At 71.2% G+C, this 26,309-nt stretch carries 13 protein-coding genes and 1 tRNA gene; 4 read left to right on the top strand and 10 right to left on the bottom strand.

Going from position 1 to position 26,309, the window contains the following annotated elements; genetic code table 11:
* Positions 1–9 precede the first annotated feature (9 nt).
* From ABN611_RS39135 to aceE, 4 genes are all read right to left on the bottom strand, one after another.
* Entirely contained in the window at positions 10–1,095 is a 1,086-nt protein-coding gene (locus ABN611_RS39135) for an NAD(P)/FAD-dependent oxidoreductase (RefSeq protein ID WP_350277361.1), read from the bottom strand.
* The gene (locus ABN611_RS39130; protein WP_350277360.1) at positions 1,092–1,388 is read right to left on the bottom strand and encodes a hypothetical protein; all 297 of its coding nucleotides are present in this window, start codon (positions 1,386–1,388) and stop codon (positions 1,092–1,094) included. The genes ABN611_RS39135 and ABN611_RS39130 overlap by 4 nt, the downstream gene beginning before the upstream one ends.
* Positions 1,389–1,457: 69 nt before the next feature.
* Positions 1,458–2,930, bottom strand: coding sequence for a peptide MFS transporter (locus ABN611_RS39125; RefSeq protein ID WP_350277359.1), 1,473 nt, complete (start codon positions 2,928–2,930; stop codon positions 1,458–1,460).
* A gap of 106 nt (positions 2,931–3,036) precedes the next feature.
* Entirely contained in the window at positions 3,037–5,763 is a 2,727-nt protein-coding gene (aceE, locus tag ABN611_RS39120; RefSeq protein ID WP_350281743.1) for a pyruvate dehydrogenase (acetyl-transferring), homodimeric type, read from the bottom strand.
* 306 nt (positions 5,764–6,069) lie between these two features.
* Between aceE and ABN611_RS39115 the strand changes: the two genes are divergently transcribed.
* The 3 genes from ABN611_RS39115 to ABN611_RS39105 all read left to right on the top strand — a co-directional run bounded on the left by ABN611_RS39115 (position 6,070) and on the right by ABN611_RS39105 (position 7,073).
* On the top strand, positions 6,070–6,513 hold the full coding sequence (locus tag ABN611_RS39115; protein ID WP_350277358.1) for a DUF3052 domain-containing protein: 444 nt from the start codon (positions 6,070–6,072) through the stop codon (positions 6,511–6,513).
* Entirely contained in the window at positions 6,510–6,980 is a 471-nt protein-coding gene (locus tag ABN611_RS39110) for a peroxiredoxin (protein WP_350277357.1), read from the top strand. The genes ABN611_RS39115 and ABN611_RS39110 overlap by 4 nt, the downstream gene beginning before the upstream one ends.
* Positions 6,981–7,001: 21 nt before the next feature.
* A tRNA-Val gene (locus ABN611_RS39105) sits at positions 7,002–7,073 on the top strand.
* 100 nt (positions 7,074–7,173) lie between these two features.
* On the opposite strand, the gene ABN611_RS39100 is transcribed toward ABN611_RS39105, so the two are convergent.
* The 6 genes from ABN611_RS39100 to ABN611_RS39075 form a co-directional block, all read right to left on the bottom strand.
* Complete coding sequence (locus ABN611_RS39100; protein ID WP_350277356.1) at positions 7,174–8,277, bottom strand: serine hydrolase domain-containing protein; 1,104 nt, start codon at positions 8,275–8,277, stop codon at positions 7,174–7,176.
* 91 nt (positions 8,278–8,368) lie between these two features.
* Positions 8,369–8,914: a GNAT family N-acetyltransferase gene (locus tag ABN611_RS39095; protein WP_350277355.1), complete on the bottom strand. Its 546-nt coding sequence runs from the start codon at positions 8,912–8,914 to the stop codon at positions 8,369–8,371.
* Complete coding sequence (locus tag ABN611_RS39090; protein ID WP_350277354.1) at positions 8,898–10,427, bottom strand: ABC transporter ATP-binding protein; 1,530 nt, start codon at positions 10,425–10,427, stop codon at positions 8,898–8,900. Before ABN611_RS39090 ends, ABN611_RS39095 begins: the two co-directional genes overlap by 17 nt.
* A complete protein-coding gene (locus ABN611_RS39085; protein WP_350277353.1) occupies positions 10,424–11,242 on the bottom strand; it encodes an ABC transporter permease subunit in 819 nt (272 codons plus the stop codon). The genes ABN611_RS39090 and ABN611_RS39085 overlap by 4 nt, the downstream gene beginning before the upstream one ends.
* Positions 11,239–12,177 carry an ABC transporter permease gene (locus ABN611_RS39080; RefSeq protein WP_350277352.1) on the bottom strand — a complete coding sequence of 313 codons (939 nt, stop codon included), beginning with the start codon at positions 12,175–12,177 and terminating at the stop codon, positions 11,239–11,241. Before ABN611_RS39080 ends, ABN611_RS39085 begins: the two co-directional genes overlap by 4 nt.
* Positions 12,174–13,721, bottom strand: a complete 1,548-nt coding sequence (locus ABN611_RS39075; protein WP_350281742.1) for an ABC transporter substrate-binding protein — start codon at positions 13,719–13,721, stop codon at positions 12,174–12,176. Before ABN611_RS39075 ends, ABN611_RS39080 begins: the two co-directional genes overlap by 4 nt.
* A gap of 500 nt (positions 13,722–14,221) precedes the next feature.
* Here ABN611_RS39075 and ABN611_RS39070 point away from each other — a divergent pair, with 500 nt between their 5' ends.
* Positions 14,222–25,993, top strand: coding sequence for an amino acid adenylation domain-containing protein (locus ABN611_RS39070; protein WP_350277351.1), 11,772 nt, complete (start codon positions 14,222–14,224; stop codon positions 25,991–25,993).
* Positions 25,994–26,309: the final 316 nt, after the last annotated feature.

Genomic DNA, 26,309 nt, shown 5'->3' with positions numbered 1-26,309 from the left:
GCCACCGGATCACGCGGCGGCAAGACTCCGGTCCGCTCCGGTCCGGGCCGCGATCCGCCGGGCGACGTACGCCGCGTCCCGTCCGACCCCCGGCAGCACCATCGAACTGAAGGCGTACTGGAAGGACAGGCCGCAGAAGAACAGCCCGGGCACATCCGTCGCGACCCCGCGATACTCGCGCGGCCAGCCGTCAGCCCCGACCACCGGAACGTCGATCCAGTTGAAGACCTGCTTGAACCCCGTCGCCCAGACCACGTTCGCCACCTCCAGGACCCGCCCGTCGGCGAGCATCGGCCGCCCGTCCTGGACGCCGACGACCCGGTCGTGGACCCGCTCGACCCCGCGCGCGAGCAGGTCTTCCCGCTTGACCCGGATCATCGGCCCGCCGTGGAACCGAACCTCCCCCATCTCCTTGCGGCCCATCGGCGTCCGGCGGGTCAGCACGTGACGCCAGGCGAACAGCAGGACCGGCCAGATCAGCACCTGCCTGCGCTGGCCCGGCCGGAAGGGCACCTGCCCCGGATCGCGGCCGCACAGGATCGTCTCGTGCGTCGGCGCGACCTCGTACGCGATGTCGGTGCCCGAATGCGACCCGCCGACCACCAGCACCGGCCCGTCCTTGAGCTGGTCCGGCCGCCGGTACTCCGACGAGTGCAGCTGCCGGATCGCCGGATCCAGGTCGACCGCGAAGTCCGGGAGGTACGGCGTCCGCCCGAAGGTACCGGTGGCGACCACGACGTTGTCGGCGGTGAGCTGCTCGCGTCCGAGGGTGACGACCCACCGGTCGTCGAGCCGCTCGAGCTTGTCCACCCGGGCGTTGTGCCGGATCGGCAGCCGGAAGTGATCGGCGTACGACGCGAGGTAGTCGGCGACCTCCTCCTTGCCCGGGTAGTGCCACGGGTCGCCCGGGAACGGGAGGCCCGGCAGGCCGTCGTACTTCGCGGGGGAGTAGAGCCGCAGGCTGTCCCAGTGCGACCGCCACTGGTCGCCCACGCGGGCGTTGCCGTCGAGGATCGTGAACGGCTCCCCGAGCCGCTGCAGGTGGTGGCCGGTGGCGAGTCCGGCCTGTCCGGCGCCGATGACGATGGTGTTCATGCTGGTCTCCGTTCCACGTCGCGCGGAAGCAGGTGGAACCGCAGCCACCACAGCAGCATCAGCGCGGACGTCACGACGTAGAAGCCGTGCAGGATCCAGATCGGTCCTGGCGGCAGGTGCACCACGTAGATGCAGTGGACGGCGTTGCCGACGTTGGCCAGCACCAGGTTCGCCGGGCTGTACGACGCGAGGTCGCGGGTCCGGATCGCCTTGACCACCATCGGCAGGGCGCTCGACGCGAAGAGGATGGTGGACATCGTCCCCGCGAGAAGAGCAACGCTTACGCCAGTCATGTCACCGACGGTAGGGATCCCGGCCCGGTCTCCGCGTCGGACGGAATGCGCAACTCGCGGGCGGCGGGACTACGAGGTTTGTCGTACGTCGGTGTGCCGCCGGATCCAGGGCGACAGCGCGTAGACGGCGAACGCGACCACGATCGTGACGACCGCCAGCCCGCCGAAGTACGCCGTGTCCGACGCGTCCTCGGTCGCCTGCACGAGCTGGGCGGTGATCGCCTGGCCGGCGGCAGGCGCGAGGAACCACAGCGCCATCATCTGGCTGAGGAAGGCCCGCGGCGCCAGCACGGTCGTCGCGGCCAGGCCGACCGGGGACAGGAACAGCTCGCCGAGGGTCTGGATCACGTAGACGCCGACCAGCCACAGCGGCGACGCGAGGTTGTCACCGGCAACGGACGACGCGAGGGCCATCACCGCGAACGAGATGCCGGCCAGCAGCAGTCCGGTGGCGAACTTCTGCCCGATCGACGGCCCGCGGTCGCCCAGCTTGATCCAGATCACCGCGAACACCGGCGCCAGCACGATGATCGAGAACGGGTTCACCGACTGGAAGAACTCCGGCGAGATCTCGGCGCCGAACAGGTCGAGCTGCGTCCGGTTGGCGGCGAACGACGTCAGCGTGGTCGCCGCCTGCTCGAACAGCATGAAGAACAGCATCGCGGCGACGAACAGCGGGATGTAGGCGCGGACCCGCTGCCGTTCCACCGGCGTCACCAGCGGGCTCCGCAGCAGCATCACGAAGTACGCGATCGGTGCCAGGAAGCACAGGTACGAGATCGCGTCGACGACCGGCTTCGGGCCGAGGCCGCCGGATCGCCACGCCGACCAGGCGAACACGACCGCGAGCAGCGCGAGCACCGCGGCGCAGACCTTGAGCATGGCCGGCCGGTCCGCGGCGGTCAGCGGGTTCGGCGGGGTGTCGCCGCGGCCGTGCAGGGTACGGCGGCCGAGCAGGTACGCGATCAGCGCCAGCGTCATCCCGACCGCGGCGGCCGCGAACGCGACGTGGAACCCGAACTCGCGGCGCAGGAACCCGACCACGAACGGCGCCGTGAACGAGCCGATGTTGATGCCCATGTAGAAGATCGAGAACGCCGAGTCGCGCCGGGTGTCGCCCTGCTCGTAGAGCGTGCCGACCATCGTCGACACGTTCGGTTTCAGCAGCCCGGTGCCGAGGGCAACCAAGGCGATCCCGGCGTACGCCGGCCCGTTCGACGGCAGCGCCAGGCACAGGTGGCCGGCGACGATCACGATGCCGCCGTACAGCACGGTCCGGCGGGCGCCGAAGACGCGGTCCGCGAACCAGCCGCCGAGCACCGACAGCAGGTACACCGAGGCGCCGTAGATCGACACCACCGCCTGCCCGAGCGACTCCCCGAGCCCGAGCCCGTGCGCTTGGTCGGTCAGGTACAGCAGCAGGATCGCGCGCATCCCGTAGTAGCTGAACCGCTCCCACAGTTCGGTGGTGAACAGCGTCATCAACCCACGCGGATGCCCGAAGAACGTCTTCTCGGCGGAGGCCTGCTGCGTGTCGGACATACTCCGACCGTAGCAACCGGTAGCCGTCCAACTACTCAGAGGGCTGCCCGGAAAAGCGAAGGGCCGCTCACCCCGGCGTGGGGTGAGCGGCCCTCGGGCCCCGGCGTCAGGCGCCGGCGCCCTCCTGCCTCACGCCGGCGACCGCGGTCGGGTCGTCGATGCGGTACTTGCGGGCCGCCTCGGCGGCCACCTCCGGCTTCACGTCGCCGCGCTTGGCGAGGATCTCCAGGGTCGCGACCACGATCGACTCGGCGTCGACCTGGAAGTGCCGCCGGGCCGCGGCCCGGGTGTCGGCCAGGCCCCAGCCGTCGGTCCCGAGCGAGGTGTAGTCGTTCGGCACCCAGCGGGAGATCTGGTCCTGGACCGCGCGCATGAAGTCGCTGACCGCGACGACCGGGCCCTTGGTGTCCTTCAGCTGCTCGGTCACGAACGGCACCTGCTCCGGCTCGTCCGGGTGCAGCAGGTTGTGCTGCTCGGCGGCGATCGCGTCGCGGCGCAGCTCGTTCCACGAGGTCACGGACCAGATGTCGGCCGCGACGGAGTACTCGTCGGCGAGGATCTGCTGCGCCTTGAGCACCCACGGCAGCGCGACACCGGACGCCAGCAGCTGCGCCCGCGGTACGTCGTCACCGTCGGCGACCTGGCCCTCGTTGAAGCGGTACATGCCCTTGAGCAGCGCCGCGACGTCGAGGCCCTCCGGCTCGGCCGGCTGCGCGACCGGCTCGTTGTAGACGGTCAGGTAGTAGAACACGTCCTCGCCGTACGGCTTGTCCTGGTCGAGCCCGTAGCCGTACATCCGGCGCAGGCCGTCCTTGACGATGTACGGGATCTCGTACGCGAACGCCGGGTCGTAGTGGATCGCGGACGGGTTCGTCGAGGCGAGCAGCGGCGAGTGACCGTCGGCGTGCTGCAGGCCCTCACCGGTGAGCGTCGTCCGGCCGGCGGTGGCGCCCACCAGGAAGCCCCGGCCGAGCTGGTCGCCGAACGCCCACATCCAGTCGCCGGTGCGCTGGAACCCGAACATCGAGTAGAAGATGTAGAACGGGATCATCGGCTCGCCGTGCGTCGCGTACGCCGTACCGGCCGCGAGCACCGAACCCATCGCGCCGGCCTCGCTGATGCCCTCGTGCAGCAGCTGGCCCGCCGTGGACTCCTTCCACGACAGCAGCAGGTTGCGGTCGACGGCCTCGTAGTTCTGCCCGTGCGGCGAGTAGATCTTCGCGGTCGGGAACATCGAGTCCATACCGAACGTGCGGTACTCGTCCGGGGCGATCGGGACGATCCGGTGCCCGATCTCCGGGTCCTTCATCAGGTCCCGGAACAGCCGGACCAGCGCCATCGTGGTCGCCACCGGCGCGGTCGAGCCCTTGGCCAGCGGCTTGTACACCGCGTCGCCCGGCAGCGTCAGCGTCTTCGGCGTCACCCGGCGCGACGGCAGCGAGCCGCCGAGCTGCTTGCGGCGCTCCATCATGTACTGGTACTCCGGCGAGTCGGTGCCGGGGTGGAAGTACGGCGGGTTGTACGCGTCCTCGAGGTCCTTGTCCTCGATCGGCAGGTACAGCCGGTCGCGGAACGCCTTCAGGTCGTCCGAGGTCAGCTTCTTCATCTGGTGGGTCGCGTTCCGGCCCTCCAGCGCCTCGATCGTCCAGCCCTTGATGGTCTGGGCGAGGATCACGGTCGGCTGGCCGACGTGCTCGGTCGCGCTCTTGAACGCGGCGTACACCTTGCGGTAGTCGTGACCGCCGCGCGGCAGCTTGCGCAGGTCCTCGTCGGACAGCCCGCTGACCATCTGCCGCAGCCGCTGGTCGCCGCCGAAGAAGTTCTCCCGGATGTACTCACCGGACTCGACCGAGTAGGTCTGGAACTGGCCGTCCGGCGTGGTGTTCATCTTGTTCACCAGCGCGCCGTCGTGATCCTGGGCGAGCAGGTTGTCCCACTCCCGGCCCCAGATCACCTTGATCACGTTCCAGCCGGCGCCGCGGAAGAACGCCTCCAGCTCCTGGATCACCTTGCCGTTGCCGCGGACCGGGCCGTCCAGCTGCTGCAGGTTGCAGTTGATCACGAAGGTGAGGTTGTCGAGCTCCTCGCGCGCGGCCAGGCCGATCGCGCCGAGCGACTCAGGCTCACCCATCTCGCCGTCACCGAGGAACGCCCAGACGTGTTGCTGGCTGGTGTCCTTGATGCCGCGGTTGTGCAGGTAGCGGTTGAACCGCGCCTGGTAGATCGAGTTCAGCGCGGCCAGCCCCATCGAGACGGTCGGGAACTCCCAGAAGTCCGGCATCAGCCGCGGGTGCGGGTACGACGACAGGCCCTGGTGCGGGCCGCGGGAGACCTCCTGGCGGAAGCCGTCCAGCTGGTCCGCGCTCAGCCGGCCCTCGAGGAAGGCGCGCGCGTACATCCCGGGGGAGGCGTGCCCCTGGATGAAGATCTGGTCGCCGCCGCCCGGGTGGTCCTTGCCGCGGAAGAAGTGGTTGAAACCGACCTCGTAGAGGCTCGCGGCGGACTGGTAGGTGGCGATGTGGCCGCCGACCTCCAGGCCCTTGCGGTTGGCCTTGCTCACCATCACCGCGGCGTTCCACCGGATGAAGGCCCGGATCCGGCGCTCGATGTGCTCGTCGCCGGGGAACCACGGCTCGCGCTCGGGCGGGATCGAGTTGATGTAGTCGGTGCTCCGCAGCGCGGGCACCCCGACCTGTCGCTCCCGGGCCCGCTCGATCAGCTTGAGCATCAGGTAGCGCGCTCGCGCCTTGCCCCGTTCGTCCAGGACGGCGTCGAGCGATTCGACCCACTCACGCGTCTCGTCGGGGTCGATGTCGGGGAGCTGGGTGGGCATCCCCTCGGTGATGATGGCTGGTGGTTCGTGTCCGGAAGCCACGGTGTCCTGCCGTTCTCTCTGGTTGCTCTTCACCGCAATCCTGTCACCTGTCCGGATTGCGTTCTACTTCGCCTTCCGATCCGGCCCGATTCCGGCGCGCCGGACCGGATCTGAGCGGACACGCCTCGGACCGGTCGCGCGGATACCGGACACGTCACGGAACCCTGGTGCATACTTGCGCGACGCGGTACGTCACGATGGACTACCGCTGTACCACAGCATCGACACCTACCCCCGGGCAGCGGGGACCACGGAGGAGGACACGTGAGCGCGACCGCGGATCACGCGGACGGCAAGAGCGGAGTGCCGAACATGGCGTCCCGGTTCGGCCTGGAGGCCGGCTGGGTCGTACAGGAGATCGGGTACGACGACGACTGCGACGACGACCTGCGTGATGCCATCCGGGAGGTCACCGGGGAGGAGTTCGTCGGCGACGACACCGACGAGGTCGTGGACGCCGTCCTGCTCTGGTTCCGGGAGGACGACGGCGACCTGGTCGACGCGTTCTTCGACATCCTGACCGACCTGAAGGCGGGCGGCGTGGTCTGGCTGCTGACCCCGAAGGTGGGCCGGGACGGGTACGTCGAGACCAGTGACATCGCCGAGGCGGCGCCGGTGGCCGGCCTGGCCACGACCAGCACCCTGAGCGCGTCCGACGACTGGTCGGCGACGAAGCTGGTGGTCCCGAAGTCCGGACGCCGGGGGTGACCGTCCCGGCTGTCGGCAGCCGGGCCCCCGACTTCAGCGCGCGGAACCAGTACGGCGAACCGGTCCGGCTGAGCGACTACGCCGGCCGGCGGGACGTCGTACTGGTGTTCTATCCGTATGCGTTCAGCCAGGTCTGCACGAGTGAGCTGGCCGCCCTCCGGGACCGCCCGGAGCTGCTGGCCGCGGCGGAGTTCCTGGCGATCTCCTGCGACCCGATGTTCACGCTCCGCGCGTACGCCGAGGCGCAGGACCTCCCGTTCAGCCTGCTCACCGACTTCTGGCCGCACGGCGCGATCGCGTCGTCGTACGGCGTGTTCGACACCGAGCGCGGCAGCGCGCTCCGCGGCACCTTCGTGGTGGACCGCGACGGCATCATCCGCTGGTCCGTCGTCAACCCGCTCCCGGAAGCCCGCAGCCTCGACGACTACGCCGAGGCACTGGCAAAGCTGCACGCGGATCTCAGGTAGACTCCTCCGGTCGTTTGATCCGGGCGAATAGCTCAGCGGTAGAGCGCTTCCCTTACAAGGAAGATGTCGGGGGTTCGATCCCCTCTTCGCCCACGAGCGAGACGAGCGAGGTCTGCACGCGAACAGCGCGTGCCTCCCTCGCTCGTCGTGTTTTCCGGGGGTGCAACCCCCGGACCCCTCGTCGTGGTGCCGGCTACTCGCCGAACACCGCCGCGACCAGGCGCTCCAGGGCCGGCGGGAAGATCTCGAGCAGGTTGATGTCGGCGTCGCCCATGGTGATCGTGGCGGTCAGGGTCTTGGTGCCGTCGGGGGTGCTGTACATGAGGGCTCCGTAGCCGCCGGGGGCGCTGCCGTTGTGGTGGTAGACGGTGCCGGTGGGGGTGTCCTGCTCGAACAGGCCGAGGGCGTAGTTGAGCGGTCCGCTCTTCGGTTCCGGCGTACGCATTTCGGCCAGCAGGTCCGCGGGGACCAGCGTCCCGCCTTGCAGCGCGGACATGAACAGGTGCAGGTCCCGCGTGGTCGAGAGCATGCTGCCGGCCGCGAACAGCAGTGACGGGTTCTGCTCGGTGACGTCGACGACCTTCCACTTCTCGCCGTCCTGGTAGCGGAAGTACCCGTGCGAGTGCGGACCCGGGATGTCGGTCCGGTCGCCCGGTTCGACGGTGCCGGTCAGGCCGAGCGGCTTCACGATCCTGCTCTCCAGCTCCTCGGCGAACGTGCGCCCGGTGACCGCCTCGATCAGCAGCGCGGCGACCGTGTAGTTGGTGTTCGAGTAGCTCCACTCGGCTCCCGGCTCGAACCGCGCGGGCTTGGCCAGTGCCAGCTCCACGAGCTCGTCCGGCGTGTACCCGCGCAGGCGGTTGTCCGCCCAGTCCTTGCCGGTCGCGGGGATCCCGGGCACGAACGTGCCGTCGGGGTAGTACTCGCCGGTGTAGTTGAACAGGCCGCTGGTGTGGTTCAGCAGCATCCGCACGGTGATCCGCGGGTCGAGCTCGAAGCGCGGCAGCCGATCGGCCACCGGGCCGTCCAGCTCGAGCTTGCCCTCGGCCACCAGTTGCAGCACGACCGTCGAGACGAACGTCTTGGTGACGCTGCCGACCCGGCACTGCCCGTTGACCGGCGGCGCCTCGGTGCTACCCAGCTCGCGGACTCCGGCGACGCCGACCCACTCGCCCTGCTCGTCGGTCACCCGCAGCTCGAACCCGCCGAATCCGGCGTCGACGAACTCCTGTACGGCCTTCTGCAGCTCCGGCCGGTCCTGCGCGACGCCGTTGCTGTCCGGGCTCTGGATCGACATCTTCGTGCTCCTCGTGCTCGTGGTTCCTGCTGACACGACCAACGATCACGGGACGCACTGACACGGCACCGCCATGCCGCTGACGCCGGATCTACAGCGGGATCTCGAAGTGCACGGCAGGGCTGTGCCGAGGGTCGGTGCGGCCGTCATGGACCAGTTCCGCGACCGAGCGCCAGAACGGCTCGGCGCCCTCGATCGCGGCGTTCGTGTGCAGGTAGATCACGTCGTACCCCTCGGTGCCGGCCACGAAGTCGCGGCAGAGGTCGACGAGGGCACGGGCCAGGCCGTGGCGGCGGTGTTCCGGGCGGACGTAGACGCGGAAGATCTGCGCGGTGCTCCCGGACGGGTAGCGCTCCGCGAGCCAGGGCGCGTGCGGCGGGCTCTGCGGGCCGTCCGCGCGCACGGCCGCCGTACCGACGACCTCGTCGTCGAGCGCGGCGACGAACAGTCGCTGCCGGGGCGTGTCGAAGTACGCGCGACCGGGGTCGATCACGTCGGCGTGCCAGCGCGGCACGTACCCGTGGCCGAACTCGCGGTAGAACGTGTCGAGCATGACCGACCGCGCGCCGTCGATGTCGTCCCGGCGGGCCGGTCGTACGGCGTAGCGGCCGACGCGTCGCTCAGCCGGTTCGGTCAAGGGGTTCCTCCTCGATCAGGCCGGACGCGGTCACCAGCGCCCGGGTGGCCGCGTGTCCGGGGTCGGCCAGGACCTCCGCCGTCAGGCCCTGCTCGACGATGCGCCCGTCGTCCACGATCAGCACGCGGTGCGTGATGCCGGCGACGACGGAGAGGTCGTGTGTGATCACCATCAGTGCGCAGTCGGTGGTCCGCTGGAGATCCCGCAGTACGTCGAGCAGCTCCGCCTGGGTGACGGTGTCGAGCCCGGACGTGATCTCGTCGCAGATCAACAGGTCCGGTTCGGCGATCACGGCCCGGACGAGCGCGGAACGCTGGAGTTCGCCGCCGGACAGCGACCGCGGCAGCCGGGTCGCGACGTCCTCGCGGATCCCGAGCCGCTCCAGGCTTGCGAGCGCCTCCCGACGGGCGTCGGCCGTCGACAGGCCGCGGAGCCGCTCGGCGGTCCGCGCGACCTGGTCGAGCACCGGCACGAACTCGTTGAACGACGCGCGCGTGTCCTGATGGACGTACTGGATCCTGGCCAGCTGTTCCCGCGTACGGCGCCTCAGCAAAGGCGAGAGCACCGCGGAGCCGAGCCGGAGCTCGCCACTGCGATACGGATGCAGACCGGCGATGCACCGGGCGAGTGTGGTCTTCCCGCTGCCGGACCGCCCGACCACGGCGAGCTGGTCGCCCGCCTCGATCGTCAATGACACCTGGTGCAACGTGTCCACCCGGCGATGACCGGCGACCAGGTCGCGGACGGAGACGACGGGTACGCCTGACGCGGGCGGCGCGGGGGAGGGGACGATCCGCTGCGCCGCGACCAGGCGCCGCGTGTACTCGTGCCGCGGCAGCGCCAGCACCTCAGGACCAGCCTCGACGACCTTGCCCCGGTGCATGACCAGGATCTGGTCGGCGAGCATCCGGACCAGTTCGAGGTCGTGGGTGAGCAGCAGTACGGCGATGCCTTGGCCGGCGACGGCCCGCAGTTCCTCGGCCAGCAGGCGCCGGATCTGCGCGTCCTGCCCGGTCGTCGGCTCGTCGGCGATCAGGAGCTGCGGACGGCCGATGAGCTCGTGAGCCAGTACGACGCGTTGCTGCTGACCGCCGGACAGCTGGTGCGGGTACCGCCCGAGGAACTTCTCCCCGTCCGGGAGCTGCGCCTGCGTGAGCGCGTCCAGCGTCCGCTCGCGCACCTGGTTCCGGTCGACGTACAGCCGGCCGAGTTCCCGCAGGACCGGACCGATGCGCCGTACCGGATTGAGGGCCGCGGAGGGGTGTTGCGGGACGTAGCCGACCACGCCGCGGGCCGGCGGGTGCTCGGCGTCGACGATCGCCCCGGCGACCTCGACCTGGCCGGTGGTCACGGGTGCCTCGCCCAGGAGCGCGAGCGCGGTCGTGGTCTTGCCGCTGCCGGACTCGCCGACCAGCGCGGTGATCTCGCCGGCGGCAAGCGCGAACGAGACGTCGGCGACGAGCTCGCGACCGGCCACGCTGACGGTGAGGTTGCGGACCTCGGCGACTGTCATCGGCTGTCCTCCCGGCGCAGCAGGCGGTCGAAGGTCAGGTTCACACCGATCGCCAGCATCACGATCAGCACGGCCGGCAGGACGACCGCCCACGGCTGCACGAACAGCCCGGTCCGGTTCCGGTCGACCATCGCGGCCCAGTCGCTCGCCTGCGGGGAGATGCCGACCCCGAGGAAGCTGGCCGACGCGACGAGGTACGTGGCCCCGGTGAAGCGGGTGCCGAGATCGGCGGCGAGTGTCCGGCGCATCGAGCGGGCGACGTACCCGAGACCGATCCGCAGCCGGCTCTCGCCCTGCAGCCGCATCGCCTCGACCGCGGGCCGGGCCGACAGCGACAGGGCGGAGCTGCGGCTGATCCGGACCACGTCGGGAACGTTGATCAGGGCAACGACCGCGATCAGTACCCAGCGCTGCTGCGGGGCGATCGAGACGAGCAACAGCAGCATCAGCATCGACGGGACCGCGAGCAGCAGGTCGAGTGGGCGCATCAGCACCTCGTCGAGAGCACGGTTCCTGGTCATGCCGGCGATCAGTCCCAGCGGTACGGCGACCAGATAGGTGCAGGCGGTGGCCGCGACGGCGACGAGGATCAGCGAGCGGCCGCCGAGGAGTACTTCGTTCCAGACGTCCCGGCCGACGAAGTCGGTGCCGAACACGCCGCCCGCGGTGAACGGCACGTCCTTCGCGGTGTCAGCCGAAGCCGCGAGCGGTCCGACCAGGGCGAGCAGGAGCGGTACGGCGACCAGTACGCCGGGCAGGAGGTAGTCGCGCCCGAGACCGACGCCCGGGACACGCAGGCGCAGCCGGCCGCTCATCGACCCGCCTCGGCGGCGGGCGCGAGGATGCGGGCTGCTAGGTCGGCGGCGAGGTTCACGAGCACGGTGGTGGTGGCGAGCACGACTGCGAGGCCCTGGATGACCGGCAGATCGCGCGCCGCGACGGCGTCCGCGAGTGCCGTGCCGAGACCGGGTACGACGAAGATCGCCTCGATCACGATCACGCCGCCGACCAGCCAGTCGACCGTGCGCGCGAGTTGCTGCACCGACGGGGCGATCGCGTTGGGCAGCGCGTGTGCGAGCCGGACGCGCGTCGGCGACAGGCCGGCCCGTCGTACGTGCCGGACGTACTCGGACTGCTCGGCGTCGATCATGCCGGCCCGGACCAGCCGGCTGAGTGAACAGATCGGCCGCAGCAGCAGGACGAACACAGGCAGCACCAGTACGGCGGGATTGCTGGTGAGCGACGTACCGACGGCCGTGGGTGGGAACCAGGCGAGCTTCACCGCGAACACGGTGACCAGCAGGATGCCCATCGCGAACTCCGGCGCCGAGTACAGCCCGAGCGTGCTGCCGGTGATGATCCGGTCGAGCCGTCCGCCTTCGCGACGCGCGGCCAGCATGCCGAGCCCGACCGACAACGGGATCAGCAGGACGAGCGTCAGACAGGCCAGCAAGGCGGTCGGCGCGGCCGCGGCCGCGATCAGATCGGCGACCGAACGCGGGCCGACCAGCGACTGGCCGAAGTCGCCGTGCAGCGCCTTGACCAGCCATTCGCCGAGCCGGTGCCAGGCGGACTCGTCGAGCCCGAGTTTCTCCCGCAGCGCCGCGATCACCGCCGGGTCCGGGTTGTCCCCGGCGATCGTCACCGCCGCGTCGCCCGGCAGCGCTTCGGTCAGGAAGAACATCCCGGCCATCACCAGCACCACCTGGACAACGCCGAGCAGCACCCGCTGGACGACGTACCGCGTCACGCCAGCCAGACCTTGTCGAAACGGGCCCAGTTCAAGGTGTTCGCGGGGGCCTTGTCGTCGACGCCGCGGACGTTCTGCGCGGAGGCGACGATCCAGTCCGAGACGCCCCACCACAGGAAGCCGCCCTCGTCGAAGAGTTGCTGCTGCATTCGCCGGTACAGGTCCGCGCGCTTGTTCTCGTCGGTCGTCGACTGCGCGTCGTAGTACAGCTTGTCGAACTCCGGTCGCCGCCACTGCGTGTTGTTGGTGGTCGACGACGTCAGCAGCCGCTGCGAGATGTGCGACTCCAGCGGCATCGCACCGGAGCGGTAGCTGGCCAGCACGCCGGACTTCGCGATGTCGGCCCAGTAGCTGTCCTTGTTGCCGAGCTTGACGTTCAGCGTCAGGCCGATCGCCTTCGCCTGGTCGCTGATCGCGAGCGCGGCCTCCTTGAGCCCGGTCGACGCGTCCGAGGTGTCGAAGTCGATCGTCGCGCCCTCGGCGCCGGCCTTCTTCAGCAGCGCCTTCGCGCGGTCCAGGTCCTGGCCGCGCTGGGCCAGGTCGCTCGCGTAGTACTTGTAGTTCTTGCCGTAGAGGTCGTTGCCGGGCTGACCCGAACCGTGCAGCACCGACCTGATCAGCTCGTCCCGGTCGACCAGGTGGAACAGCGCCTGCCGCAGCTCGGGCTTGTCGAACGGCGGCCGGTCGACCTTCATCGCGAGCCCGTGGAAGTTGCTCAGCGGCAGCCGGTGGATCTGGACGCTCTGCTCGTGCGTGCGGGCGCTGGTCGGCGTCAGGTCGTGCGCGTACTCGACCTGCTTGCCGAGCAGCGCGTTCACCCGCGCGGCCTCGTCGTTGCTGATCAGCAGCTGCAGCTCGTCCAGGTACGGCGCCCCGTCCCAGTACTGGTCGTTGCGTACGGCGACGAAGCTCCGGCCGGGCTCGAACGAGCGGAACTTGAACGGCCCGCTGCCCACCGGTTTCGCGAGGTCGGGCGTGCCGCCCGGGACGACGTACGCGCCGAGCGTGGCCAGCGCGTTCGGGAATTCGCCGTACGGGCGCTTCAGCCGGAACTCGACCACCCGCTCGCCGACCGCGCGGCTGGCGGCGAGCTCGATCACCGACAGCGCGGACTTCGCGCGGCGTGCCGAGCCCGGCTCGACGATCCGCGCGAAGCTCGCCAGCACGTCCGCGGGCCGCACCGGCTTGCCGTCGTGGAACGTCGCCTGGCGGAGCGTGATCCGCCAGGTGCGCAGGTCGGCGCTCGGCTCCCAGCTCTCCGCGAGGCGGGGCTGCGGCGCCATGTCGGAGCCGTAGTCCGCGAGCTTGTCGTAGAGCGCCTTCGTCCGGGCGATCTCGACGTACAGATTGGTCTGGTGCGGATCGAGGACCTCGGCCGCTCCGCCGCCCGAGAACGCGGCCCGCAGCCGGCCGCCGGAGCGCGGTTGCCCGCCGCCGGAGGCGGCCGGCCCCTCCGCGGCACACCCCGGCAGCAGACCCGCGGCGACCCCGCCCAAGCCAAGACCAAGAACACGACGACGACTCACCACGAACGACACGAGCACCTCACTCAACCGGCAACTGACCCGAAAACGATAACGGTTGTCATTTCAGGTTGTCACTTGCGATATGCGCCGGGGTCCGGGAACAGGCAATGGCGTGTTCCCGGACCCCGGCGGGTGTCGTCACCAGCCGCGGCACGTTTTCGTCGGGGCCGTATCGGAAGCCGCCGTCACTCGTTGGACCATGGCGGCGGTGCCGGAATTCTTAACCGTCGGCTGCCGGGATCGGACTCCTCCGGGACGGGTCGCGGCTGGTAGGGTTCACGGCTGTCGGTCGGCGCGACGACGTACCCGGTGGGTCCGGTGTGCGGCATCGTTCCGGCAGGCGGAAAACGGGGCTGCTGTCGGTGTGAAGTGAGGCGGGATCTGCCCAGAACCCGCTCCGTCCAGTTGGGGAGGCACGTGTCCGTGGGTCGCCAACCGGCAGGCGCCTCGAGGTCCTGTCTGCGTGCGGTCGTCCCCGCAGTTCTCGCAGTCCTCCCTCCGCTGGTGGTGGCATCGGCGTGAGAAGTGGTGCGGACCGGCCGGCGATCTCCACCGGGCCGGCGTTGATGATTCCCGCCGGTTACCCGCGTGACCTGCCGAGCGCGTTGCTGCGGGCCGCGCGCGACTTCGGCGGCGCGGGCGTCGTCGAGATCGGCTCCGACGGCCGCGAGACCAAGCTCGACTTCCCGACGCTGCTCGAGCTCGCCGCGCGGATCCTGGCCGGCCTGCGCGCGAACGGCGTCCGGGCCGGGGACCCCGCCGTCGTGCACTGCACCGAGCCGGTCGGGTTCTTCGCCGCGTTCTGGGCCTGCACGCTCGGCGGCATCCGCCCGCTGCTCGTCGCGCCGTACCCCGGCGGCGACCGCAGCGAGGAGGGCCGCGAGCGGCTCCGCCGGATCACCGACCTGCTCGGCTGGACAGTCCTGATCGGCCGCCCGTCCGACCTGCCGAACGACCTCGGCCTCCCGGTCCTCGACCCGGACGCCATGGCGGGGCACGAGCCGACCTCGGACTTCCACCGGCCGGCCGCGGACGATGTCGCCGTACTGATGCTGTCCTCGGGATCGACCGGTACGCCGAAGATCGTGCAGCTCACGCACCGCGGGCTGGTGGAGTTCGCCGCCGGGACGCCCGCGATGCTGCCGGTGCGGCCGGGGCAGACCACGCTGAACTGGCTGCCGCTGGACCGTAGTGGCGCGTTCCTGCTGTACCACCTGCTGCCTGTGTTCACCGGGTGCACGAACATCCACGTCAACACCGACTGGGTGCTCGCCAACCCGCTGCGCTGGCTCGACCTGATGGAGCAGCACCGGGTCAACCACTCCTGGTCGCCGAACTTCGGGTACCGGCTCGCAACGGCCGCGGTGGCCGGTGAACCCGATCGGCACTGGGACCTGTCCGCGCTGCGCAGCCTGGTCAGCGGCGGCGAGCAGATCACGGTGCCGGTGATGTCGGAGTTCCTCCGGGTGACGAACCGGTTCGGGGTGGTACCGGAGACGTTCGTGGCGGCGTGGGGGATGACCGAGACCGTCACCGGGATCACGTTCGCGCGGCCCGGGCTGACGCCGAACGTGCACCGCGTGCGGATCCCGCCGACCGGCGTCGTCGAGTGGGTCGACCAGCGACCGTCGTCCGGCAAGGTCGCGGTCGCGCGGCCCGGGACCCCTCGGGCCGAGGCGCCGGGGGTGCTGTCGCTGGTGTCGGTGGGTGCGCCGGCTCCTGGTACGACGGTGCGCATCGTGGCGCCGAACGGCGCCGTACTGCCCGAGGGGCGGATCGGCCAGCTGCAGGTCGCGTCGGCGCGGGTGACGCCGGGGTACCTCGGGAACCTCGAGGCGGACCGCGCAGCGTTCCCGGTCGGGAACTGGCCGGCGCGAAAGTGGCTCGCGACCGGCGACCAGGGCTTCATCACCGGCGGGCAGGTCGTCATCACCGGCCGGGACAGCGAACGCATCATCATGTCCGGCAAGCTGCACTACGCCCACGACATCGAGGCCGTTGCCGCGCGGGTCGTCGGCGCCGAACACGGCCTGGTCGCCGCGTGCGGTATCGCCGACGAACAGACCGGCACCGACCGCCTGGTCGTCTTCTACGCCCTCACCGCCGACTCGGTCCCCGGCATGGACCAGGCCATCCGCAGCCTGATCCAGACGCGCCTGGGCCTCGAGGCCCAGGTGGTCGGCGTACCGCGCCGCGACTTCCCGACGACCCCCGGCGGCAAGATCCTCCGCCCGCTCCTCAAACAACGCTGGATCGACGGCACCCTGCTGCCCACCACCGCCCCCCACGTCGAACCCGCCGGCGCCACCGCCCACTCCGGCCCCACCGGCGCAGGCCCGTCGACGGCCCCCGAAACCACCCCGTACGCCGACGAGGACCCGTCCGAGCGCACCACAGAACTCCCGGTCGTCCACCTCGCGTGGAAACGCGAACTCCAGCAATCCATCCCCACCCCACCTCAACGCCCCACCCTCGGCACCCCCACCGACGACGACCCCGACACGACCGTCCTCCAACGCATCACCAACGACCTCCCAGCCGCCTCGGGTGAACTTCGCCCCGCCAACGAAGCCGTCCCGGCGGAACACCCGAACGAAACCGCCGATGCCGCCCCGGCAGCAGCGCCTGAGGACCCCGACCCCACCGACAACCTGACAGCCACCGCCGCCGCGGGCCCAGGCCCTGGGGATGCCGACGTACCTCGGTCGGCCGAGCATCCCTCGCACGCCGAGCCCACCGACGATGCCGCCGTAGGCGTCGACGCAGCAGCCGCCGCCGACCAGCCTGAGTCGACCGAGCATGCCTCGCACGGCGCTCCTGCCCGCTACGTAGTCCCCCAAGCGGCGCCCGAGCCCACCGGCGCCCCGACGGTTGCCGCCGACACGATCGCAGAAGACACCGAGGAAGCTCAGTCCGCCCAGGACACTGCACCTGCGGCGCCCTCCGACGAGGTCCCAGCTCCTGACGCCCCCGACGACGTCGTACCTGCCGAAGCCCTCGATTCCGCGGAGCCCAACGACACCCTGACGGCTACCGCGGAAGCGCTCGACACCGAGGCCGCGGAGGACGCGGAGGACGTCAAGCCGACCGCCGACCTCGCGGACACGGCGCACCCGGACGAGATCGCCGACGCTGGACAGGTCGCACGCCCCGAGGAGGCGGCCGAGCGCACCGCGAGTACGTCGGACCAGCAGGAGCCGGCCTCGAGCGCCAGCGAACTGCGACCGGGCGAAGAAGCAGTCGAACCCGAGCCCGACGAAGCCTCGCCCGAGGCAGCAACCAAGCCCACCGCCGCCATCCCACAAGCCGACGACCCCGCCCACACCAACGAGCCCGAGACCCCCGCCGACAACACCCAGACCCCCGACACCGAGACTGCCGACGCGGAGACTGCCGACGCGGAGACTGCCGACGCCGAGGGAGCCGACGCCGAGGGAGCCGACGCCGAGGGAGCCGGGCAGGGCACAGTCGTCGAGGGGACGACCGAGGTGGCAGGCGACGCCTCGCCTGCACACGAGGTGTCGGCCACCGACGACGCGGGCGACGCGCAACGTGCCGAGCACGCGGGTGAGGTGGACGGTGCCGAGCGAGCCGACGATGTAGACGGAGTTGAGCAGCCCGACGACGTCGCATTCACCGACGGCGCGGATCCGCAGGACGGGAGCGCGGACACCGCGGAAGTCGCGGACACCGCGGGAGTCGCGCACACCAACAACACCTCGGCTGCCGATTCCGACAGCGCCGTGACACCCGACGATGCCGGCGAAGCCGTGCATGGAGACGGCATCACAGGCACCCGGAAGAGCTCCGGGTTGGCGGACGTGGACAGCACAACAGCCGCCGAGCAGCCCGAAGAGATCGCCGTCCCGGCCGCGAGCCAGGACGCGGGCAATGCAGACGATGCGGCGCAGGCTGCTGAGGCTGCACCTGCGCCCGAGGCGGCGCAGTTCGCCGGCGAAGCAGCTACCGAGCACTCCGAAGACGCTGCGCTCGCTGACGAAGCCGATCACACCGCAGTTCCTGGCGAAACGGTTGATGAGCAGGCCGAAGTCCACACGGCCGCCCACACAGCCGAGGGCGCCGAGCCATCCGAAGACGACCGCAACGCAGTCGACGAACAGACTGACGAAGCCGCAGCTGCCGAAGCCACGCTGGGTACGGACGACCCCCAGGTAGCCGAGGCCGTCAGTGACCCGGCCGCCGAAGGTCCCGACGTCCCTGAGGCAACCGGCCCAACTGCCGACGCCGTCGCAACCGCGGAGGACACCGAGAACGCCGACGCCGGCAGCGCTGCAGACGGCGACGGAACTGATGACACCGCCGACACCGGCCATCCAGACGAGCCGACGGAAACCGCGCCTACCGCAGAAGCCGAGGACGCAGTACTTGCCGGAGCGGGCGAGGCTGCCGTGGCTGCCGAGGATGCAGTACTTGCCGAGGCAGGCGAGAGTGCCGTGGCTGCCGGGGATGCCAGGGACGCCGTACCTGCCGAGGCCGGCGAGGACGCAGTACTTGCCGGAGCCGGCGGGGATGCCGGGGCTGGCGGGGAGGCCGAGGACGCAGTACTTGCCGGAGCTGGCGAGGATGCCGGGGAAGCCGAGGACGCAGTACTTGCCGAGGCAGGCCAGAGTGCTGTTGCTGGCGAGGTTGCTGAGGGTGCCGTGCTTGCCGGAGCCGGTGAGGTGTCTGGTGAGGTTGCTGCCACGCTTGCCGGAGCAGGCGGGGTTGCGGCGGCAGTTGATGAGGTTGCGGATGGTGCGGGTCGTGCTGAGGTCGGCGAGCGCGTCGGTGGGGCCGTGGTTGCTGGGCGCGCGGGCGAGGCTGCCGGCGTAGTCGACGTACAGGATGGGGGCGTCGCCGGCACGCACCCTGAGCCCGTTGAAGCCGTAGAGTCCGCCGAATCCGTTGAGGTCGGCGGGGAGACAGACGACGCCGCGCTTGCCGAGGAGGCAGACGACACGGCGGCCACCGAGGCAAACGACCCGGTGGTTGCTGAGGAGCCTGGCGTCGGGGCGGTTGCGGAGGAAGCCGACGACGCGGCGGCTGCCGAGGCAGAGGACCCGGCGGTTGCCGACGATGTTCACGACGCCGAGGCCGACGACGCGGTGGTTGGCGAGGCGGCTGCCGAGGCAGAGGAGCTGGCGGTTGCCGAGGAGGTCCATGGCACCGCGGTTGCTGAGGCCGACGACGCGGTGGTTGCCGAGGGCGCTGGCGATGCGACGGGTGCCGAGGCCGACGCCGCGGTGATTGCCGAGGGCGCTGGTGATGCGGCGGTTGGTGGGGCTGTCGTGGACGGGCCGGGTGCGGGTGCTGGTGGTGAGGGCGCGGAGCTGTCCGAGGCGGCAGAACTCGTGGCGCGGGCTGTCGATGGTGAGTCGGTGGCCGAGGATGCTCGGGTCGCTGGGGGTGTGCTTGGCGGTGAGGTTGCTGAGCAGGCTGCGGACGAGGTGGTTGCCCGTGGCGACGCCGAGTCGGCTGCGTCTGTAGAGGGCGTGGCGGAGGCTGCTGCGGATGCACGTGCCGCCGAGGTCGATGAGCGGGCTGACGGCTCGGAGCTTGGTGGCCCCGAGGTCGTCGGGGCGGCGGACGCTGCAGACGCGGCGGACGCTGCAGGTACGGCGGGCGCTGCGGGTGCGGCGGGGGCTGCGGGTGCGGCGGGGGCTGCAAGCGCGGCGGAGGCTGCGGGCGCGACGGACGCTGTAGGCGCGGCGGGGGCTGTGGGCGCGGCGGAGGCGGTTGTTTCCGGGGGGCTGGCGGGGGCAGGCGTCGGGGGTGTGGATGCTCGCGGAGCTGCTGGGGGTGCGGCGCGGGATGGCTCGGTGGGGGTTGTTGAGGCGGCTGCGGGGGTTGCCCGTGGTCAGGTGGTGGGGGCTGCGGTCAGCGGTCGGTCGGTGGAGAAGCGGGTTGTGGAGCCGGTGGCTGTCGTGGGGGTGGCTGGGCGGTTTCCGGGGGCGGAGACGTTGGAGGGGTTCTGGGAGAACCTCGTGGGGGGAGTGGAGAGTGTCCGGCGGGGAGCGCCGGATGCGGGGGACGGGGCGGTGGCTGTCGGTGGCGTGCTGGAGCACGTCGAGTCGTTCGACGCGAAGTTCTTCGGGTTGAGCGATCGCGAGGCCGAGTTGATGGACCCGGCGCAGCGGTTGTTCCTCGAGGTGTGTCACCAGGCGCTGGAGCACGGCGGGTACGCCGGTACGTCGAGCCGCGTCGGCGTCTTCGCGGGCTCCGGCATGAACCTGTACAACCGCCAGCACCAGTCCCGCGACTCCATCGCCACCCGCGTCGCCTACCGTCTCGGCCTGACCGGTCCGGCGATCGGCGTACAGTCCGCGTCCTCGTCGTCCCTGGTCGCGGTGCATCTCGCCTGTCAGGCGCTCAGATCCGGCGACGCGGATCTCGCGCTGGCCGGTGCCGCCGCCGTACAGGTGCCGCAGGCAACGACCTACCACCCGACCCCGGACTCGATCCTGTCGCCGAGCGGTCAGGTGCGCGCGTTCGCCGCGGACGCGGACGGCACGGTCGGCGGCAACGGTGTGGCCGCCGTACTGCTGAAGCGTCTCGACCAGGCGGTCACCGACGGCGACACCGTGTACGCCGTCATCCGCGGCACCGCGGTCAGCAACGAGGACCCCGCGGGCGGCAACCAGGCCGACCTGATCGAGCGGGCCCTGGAGCGTGCCGGGTTCGAGGCCGACTCGCTCAGCTACATCGAGGCGAACGGGATCGGCAGCCAGGCCGCCGACGCCGCCGAGGTGAAGGCGCTGACGACCGCGCTCCGCCGGCACACCGACAAGGTCGGCTTCTGCACGCTCGGCTCGGTGAAGCCGAACATCGGCCACCTCGACACCGCCGCGGGCATGGCCGGCCTGATCAAGACCATCCTGATGCTGCAGCACCGCACGCTGGTCCCGACCATCAACTTCACCGCACCGAACCCGGCGCTCGCCCTCGACGGCAGCCCGTTCGTGATCGGCACCGACACCCGCGAGTGGACCGTGCCGTTGCAGTCCGGCGGTACGACGTTGCGCGCCGGCGTCAGCGCCCTCGACCCGAGCGGCACCAACGCCCACGTGATCCTCGAGGAAGCACCCCGCCAGATCCGCCGCGGCGACGACGGTCCCGTCGTACTGCCGCTGTCCGCGCCGGACCCGGACGCGCTCGCGGACCTCGTCGAGCTGTACCGCACCGACCTCGACCACGGCACCGGCCACCGCCTGATCGACCTCGCGGGTACGGCGGCACTCGGCCGGCCCGCGCACCGGCACCGGATCGCGGTCGCGGGCGGCACCGAGGCCGAGCTCGTCGATGCGCTCGCCTCCGCCCAGCCGACCGAAGTACCGCGTGGCGGACCTGGTCCGCTCGGCTATGCGTTCACGGGTCAGGGCGCCGCGCGGCGCGGAATGGCGGCGGGGCTCGCGGCCCGGTTCCCGGTGTTCCGCTCGGTGCTGGACGAGTGCGACCGCGTGTACCACGAGGAGACCGGCGGCAGCCTGCTCGACCTGCTCCTCACCCCGGCCGGTACGTCGGAAGGCGTCTGGCCGACCGAGACCGCGCAGCCGGCGCTGTTCGCGTTCGAGCTCGCGCTGGCCCGGCTGTGGCAGTCGTTCGGCGTACAGCCCGCCCTCGTCGTCGGTCACAGTGTCGGTGAGTACGCCGCCCTGTGCGTGGCGGGTGCGCTGTCGTTGGCGGACGGCGTACGGCTGACCGCCAAGCGCGGCGAGCTGATGCAGCGCGGCACCGTGCCCGGCGCGATGGTCGCAGTACGCGCGGACGCGGACCGGGTCCGCGAGATCGCCCGCACCGCTGGGGTGGAAGTTGCTGCAGGCAACGGTCCGCAGTCGTTCGTGCTGACCGGGTCCGAGGTGATCGTCGGGCAGTTGGCGGCGCAGCTCGACCAGCTGCAGGTCGCCTGGCAGCGGTTGGATGTCGACCGAGCGTTCCACAGTTCGTTGGTGGACCCAATACTGGCCGACTTCGCCGAGATCGTGCACGAGATCACGCTGAAACCGCTGCGGACGCCGATGGTGTCGAGCTGGTCGGGTGATCTGCTCGAGTCCGGCACGGTGCTGGACAGCGACTACCTGGTCGGCCAGTTGCGTCAGCCGGTGCTGTTCGGGGACGCGGTCGAGGCGGTGACGGCGGCGGGCTGCCGACGGTTCCTGGAGCTCGGGCCGGACGCCGTACTGAGTCCTGCCGGTCGCCGGATCGCCCCGAACAGCACGTGGATCCCGGCGCAGCGGCTGGGACAGGACCCGGTGCTCGCGACGATGAACGGGCTGGCCGAGCTGTACGAGCAGGGCACCGAGATCGCGTGGGCGAAGGTGTATCCGGACGGCGGGCGGGTGCCGTTGCCGACGTACCCGTTCCGGCGCGTGTACCACCCGGTCGACCCGTCGGTGACGATGCTGGCCGGCCCTGGTACGGCGGTTGCCGGGGACAACGTCGCGCCGCGGCCGAGTGCGTTCGAGCGGGCGGCGCGGGCGCAGACGGTGGTGTTCGAGCCGCCGTCGAGTGCCGCGGTGAAGCGGATCCCGCTGGACCCGCCGGAGCCGGTCGCGGTCGAGCGGGACGAGCAGGTGGAGGAGGAGCGGTCGCCCTTCGCGCTGCCGGCCGAGACGCATCAGATCGACGCGGATTATCTGGCGCAGGCCGGGTCGCTGTCGGGTGACGAGATGTCGGCGGAGCGGTACCGGGACTCGCTGGACGTCGTACTGGACATGACGTGTGAGGTGCACGGGCTGGATCCGTACGACCTCACGGTGGACCACACGTTCGCGGAACTCGGGGCGACGCCGGCGTCGATGGCGCCGGTCCTCGACGAGATCAACAGCCGCTTCGAGGTGGAGCTGACGCCGGACGACCTGTTCCTGACGTACACCACACCGCACAAGCTGGCGACAGCAGTAGCAGTCCAAACCGCCGAGCCCGAGCCGGCCGCCGAGCCTGAGGTCTCAGCTGATGTCGAGGTCGCCCAGGATAACGCGATCGCCGAGGAGCCAGCGCCTCGCGACCCGCGGGCAGCGCTGGCCGTCCTGGGCTCCGGGCTCGCAGAACTCGCCGCAAAGGTCGACGAGGCAGCCGCAGCCACGAGCGAGGCGGACCTGCCCGGCAGCGGCATGGCAGCCCTGATGTCGCAACAACTCCGCGTAGCCGGCCAATTGGTAGACGGCGTCACCAAGCTGATGCGCGAACAACTCGCGCTCCTGGGCGACCAGCCCACAGACACCGCGCAAGCCTCCGAGCCGGCAGCCCTCGAGACCGCCTCGGCCGAAGCTAAGCGCACCCCCGCCGACTCGCCGCAGGACGCCACCAGCCCCGACGCCAAGGCGCCGTCCGCGGTCGCATCCGGGTCCGCCATCGTGCCCGGATCCAACGCCTCGCCCACTGCCGAGTCGAGCGATGCCACGGACACCACGGCCAAGCCGGCCGCCGAACCCGGCACCGCCTCCACCGACGATCCGCCGACCGAGCCCGCGACCGAGCCGCAGCCTGCAGGCGGGCCGGACACGCCCTCGGCGGAGGGGCTCAACGTACGGTCCCCGCTCAACGGTCGATCCGTCGCGGAGTCGAACGGACACACCGCAAGCAACCTCACCGCCGGCAAACCGACCGCGGGTCCCGGCGATGTCGGGTCGAACGGACGGTCCGATGGCGAGTCCGCCGGCGCTTCGGCCGGTGGGTCCAGCGTCGCGGTGCGGTCCGTTGTCGGCGCCGCCTCGACGCCTGCTGCCGGCCGTAGGCCGCATGCGGTAGTCGACGCACGTGCGCAGTCGGTCGGTGCGCAATCGGCACAGCCCGAGGCGCGCTCGACAGGCGAGCTCAGCACCCGGTCCGCCGGCGAGCTCAACGCCCGGTCCGCCGGTGCGCTCAACGGACGGCCCGCAGGTGAGTCGGACGCCCGTCCCGCGGACGAGCCCGCCGCCCGTCCCGCGGACGAGCCCGCCGCCCGTTCGGTGGACGAGCCCGCCGCCCGGTCGGCCGCCGGGCTCGAGGACCGGTCCTCCCAGGAGCCTGCACTGCAGACGGTGCGGGTGGATGAGCGGCGGCGGGATCTGACCTACTGGCAGCAGGTGCTGGTGGGCGCCGAGCCGTTGGTTTTGCCGGGGGATCGGGTTCGGGGTGTCGGGGACGACGTGGTGGCGTCCGTGGGGCGGGAGTTGGATGCGGAGCTCGGTGGCGCGGTGTTCGCGTACAGCCGGGAGCGCAAGCTCAGCCCGGCGATGACCATGCTGGCCGCGGTGGCGACCGTGCTCGGGCGGTTCGCGGCGCAGGACGACGTGACGATCGGGTCCGCGCTCGTCCGCCCGGACGACGACACCTCGACGGCGCCGCGGCGGCCGCTGCCGCTCCGGATCGACCTGTCCGGCGAGCCCGATCTCGGTGAGTTGACGCAGCGGATCCGCGACCTCACCGCGGCGGCCCTCGAGCACGCCTCGACCGACCCCGCGATCCTCGAGCGCGACCCGCTGTTCCACATCGTCGTCGACTTCGAGGACACCGACGAGGAGCTGCCCGCGACCGTCGACCTGCGGTTCCGGCTCACGCACCACCAGACCGGCGACCGCGACGGCATCAGCTGTACGGCGGACTACCGCGCCGGCCTGTTCGAGCGGAGCACCGTCGAGCGCCTCCTCGACTACCTCGCCGAAGTGTTGCGCAGGGCAACGAACCGCCCCGACCTCCGGCTGCCCGACCTGATGCTCCCGACCGACGCCGACCGCGAAACCCTGCACACGCTGGAGTCCGACGCCGACCCGGTCGGCCCGATCGGGCGGGTACGGCGGGACGCCGTGGTCGCCGGCGAACTCAGCGGGCTGCACACCCTGTTCGAGCAGCAGGTCGCGCGCACCCCGGACGCGATCGCCGTCGTCCAGGGCGAGCGCGAGCTGACGTACGCCGAACTCGACCGCCGCGCGAACGCCGTCGCCTGGCAGCTGGTCGACCTCGGCGTGAAGCCCGGCGACATCGTCGCGGTCCGCGTTGCCCGCGGCACCGAGATGGTCGTCGCCGTACTGGCCGTGCTGAAGTCCGGTGCGGCGTACCTCCCGCTCGACCCCGGCGTACCGGAGTCCCGCTGGGCGTTCATGGTCCGGGACGCGGACGCGGTCGCGCTGGTCGGGGACGACGCGGCGCTCGCGGACCGCCTCGCGCTGCGCCTGGTCCCGGTCGCGGCGGTCGACGGCGACCCGCGGGCGCGCCAGGCCCCGCCGGTGCGCGCGGCGGCCGACGACATCGCGTACTGCATCTACACCTCCGGCTCGACCGGCAACCCGAAGGGCGTCGTGGTCCCGCACCGCGGCCCGGTGAACCTGGTCCGGCACTACCTGCGCACCCGGCGCTCGCTGCGGACATTGCAGTGGACGTCGTTCGGGTTCGACGTCCACGTGCAGGAGATGTTCACGACGCTGGCGTCGGGTGCGGCGCTGGTGCTGATCGGCGAGGACGACCGGTACGACCCGGACGCGGTCGTCGCGGCGCTGCGCGATCACGACGTACAGCGGCTGTTCATGGCGTTCAGCCCGCTGACCGCGTTGCTGGCGACGATGCGCCGACTGCCGGAGCTGCCGGCGCTGCGGGAGATCGTCGCGGGCGGCGAGGCGATGGTGCTGACGCACAAGGTGCGGGACTTCCTGGACGCGCATCCGGAGTGCCGGCTGTTCAACGAGTACGGGCCGGCCGAGGCGTCGATCGTGACGACGATCCACGAGGTCGACCCGGCGGAGGACCGGCCGTCGATCGGGCGGCCGATCGAAGGGGTCGCCGTACGCCTGCTGGACGCCGCGCTCCGCCCGGTGCCGGTCGGCGCCGTCGGCGAGATCCACCTCGGCGGGGCCGCCGTTGCCCAGGGCTACCTCGGGCGGCCGGAGGAGACCGAGCGCGCGTTCGTCGCGGACCCGGGGCACCCCGGCGCGCGGCTGTACCGCAGCCGGGACCTCGGGCGCTGGCGTGCCGACGGCACCCTGGAGTACCTCGGCCGCGCGGACGACCAGGTGAAGATCCGCGGCCATCGCGTGGAGCCCGGTGAGACCGAGCACGTGCTGGCCGATCAGCCCGGCGTGGTGGATGCGGTCGTGGTGGCCTGTTCGGATCCGGGTGGTGACACCTGCCTGATCGGGTACGTCGTCCTCGAGGACAGCGATCCCGCCGTACTGGCGCGGCTGATGCTGGACCTGGGCAAGGAGTTGCCGATCTACCTGGTGCCGGCGGACCTGATCCCGATCGAGGAGCTCCCGCTGGACGACAACGGCCGCCTGGACCGCGCCCGGCTGCCGGAACCCGAGTGGCTGAGGCCCTAGGCAACTTGTAGTTCTGCCTTGTAGTTCTGCACCGTGGACGGGGGTCAGATCCGGTGCCGCCCTCCCGCGCCACCGTCCGCCGTTCACGGTGCAGAACCCGCGTTCGATCCCGTCCCTCCACCGGATCGAACGTGTGTACGACCGGTGGGACGTTGCCGTCGGCACGTTGGTTCCCGACCGGTGGGTCACACGGTTGCGGCGGGAGAGTCGCCCCGCCCGCCGCTCACGTGTCCGGCCGATCCAAGGGCCCCCCTCGATCGACCGCTGCCGTCCGGTCCGAGCCCCCTCGACCGGCCGTGGATGACGGTGCCCCCAC

The organism is Kribbella sp. HUAS MG21 (assembly GCF_040254265.1).
Taxonomy (GTDB): Bacteria; Actinomycetota; Actinomycetes; order Propionibacteriales; family Kribbellaceae; genus Kribbella.
Note: the sequence above shows the minus strand (reverse complement) of the source record. Positions and strands in the feature narration are given on the sequence as shown.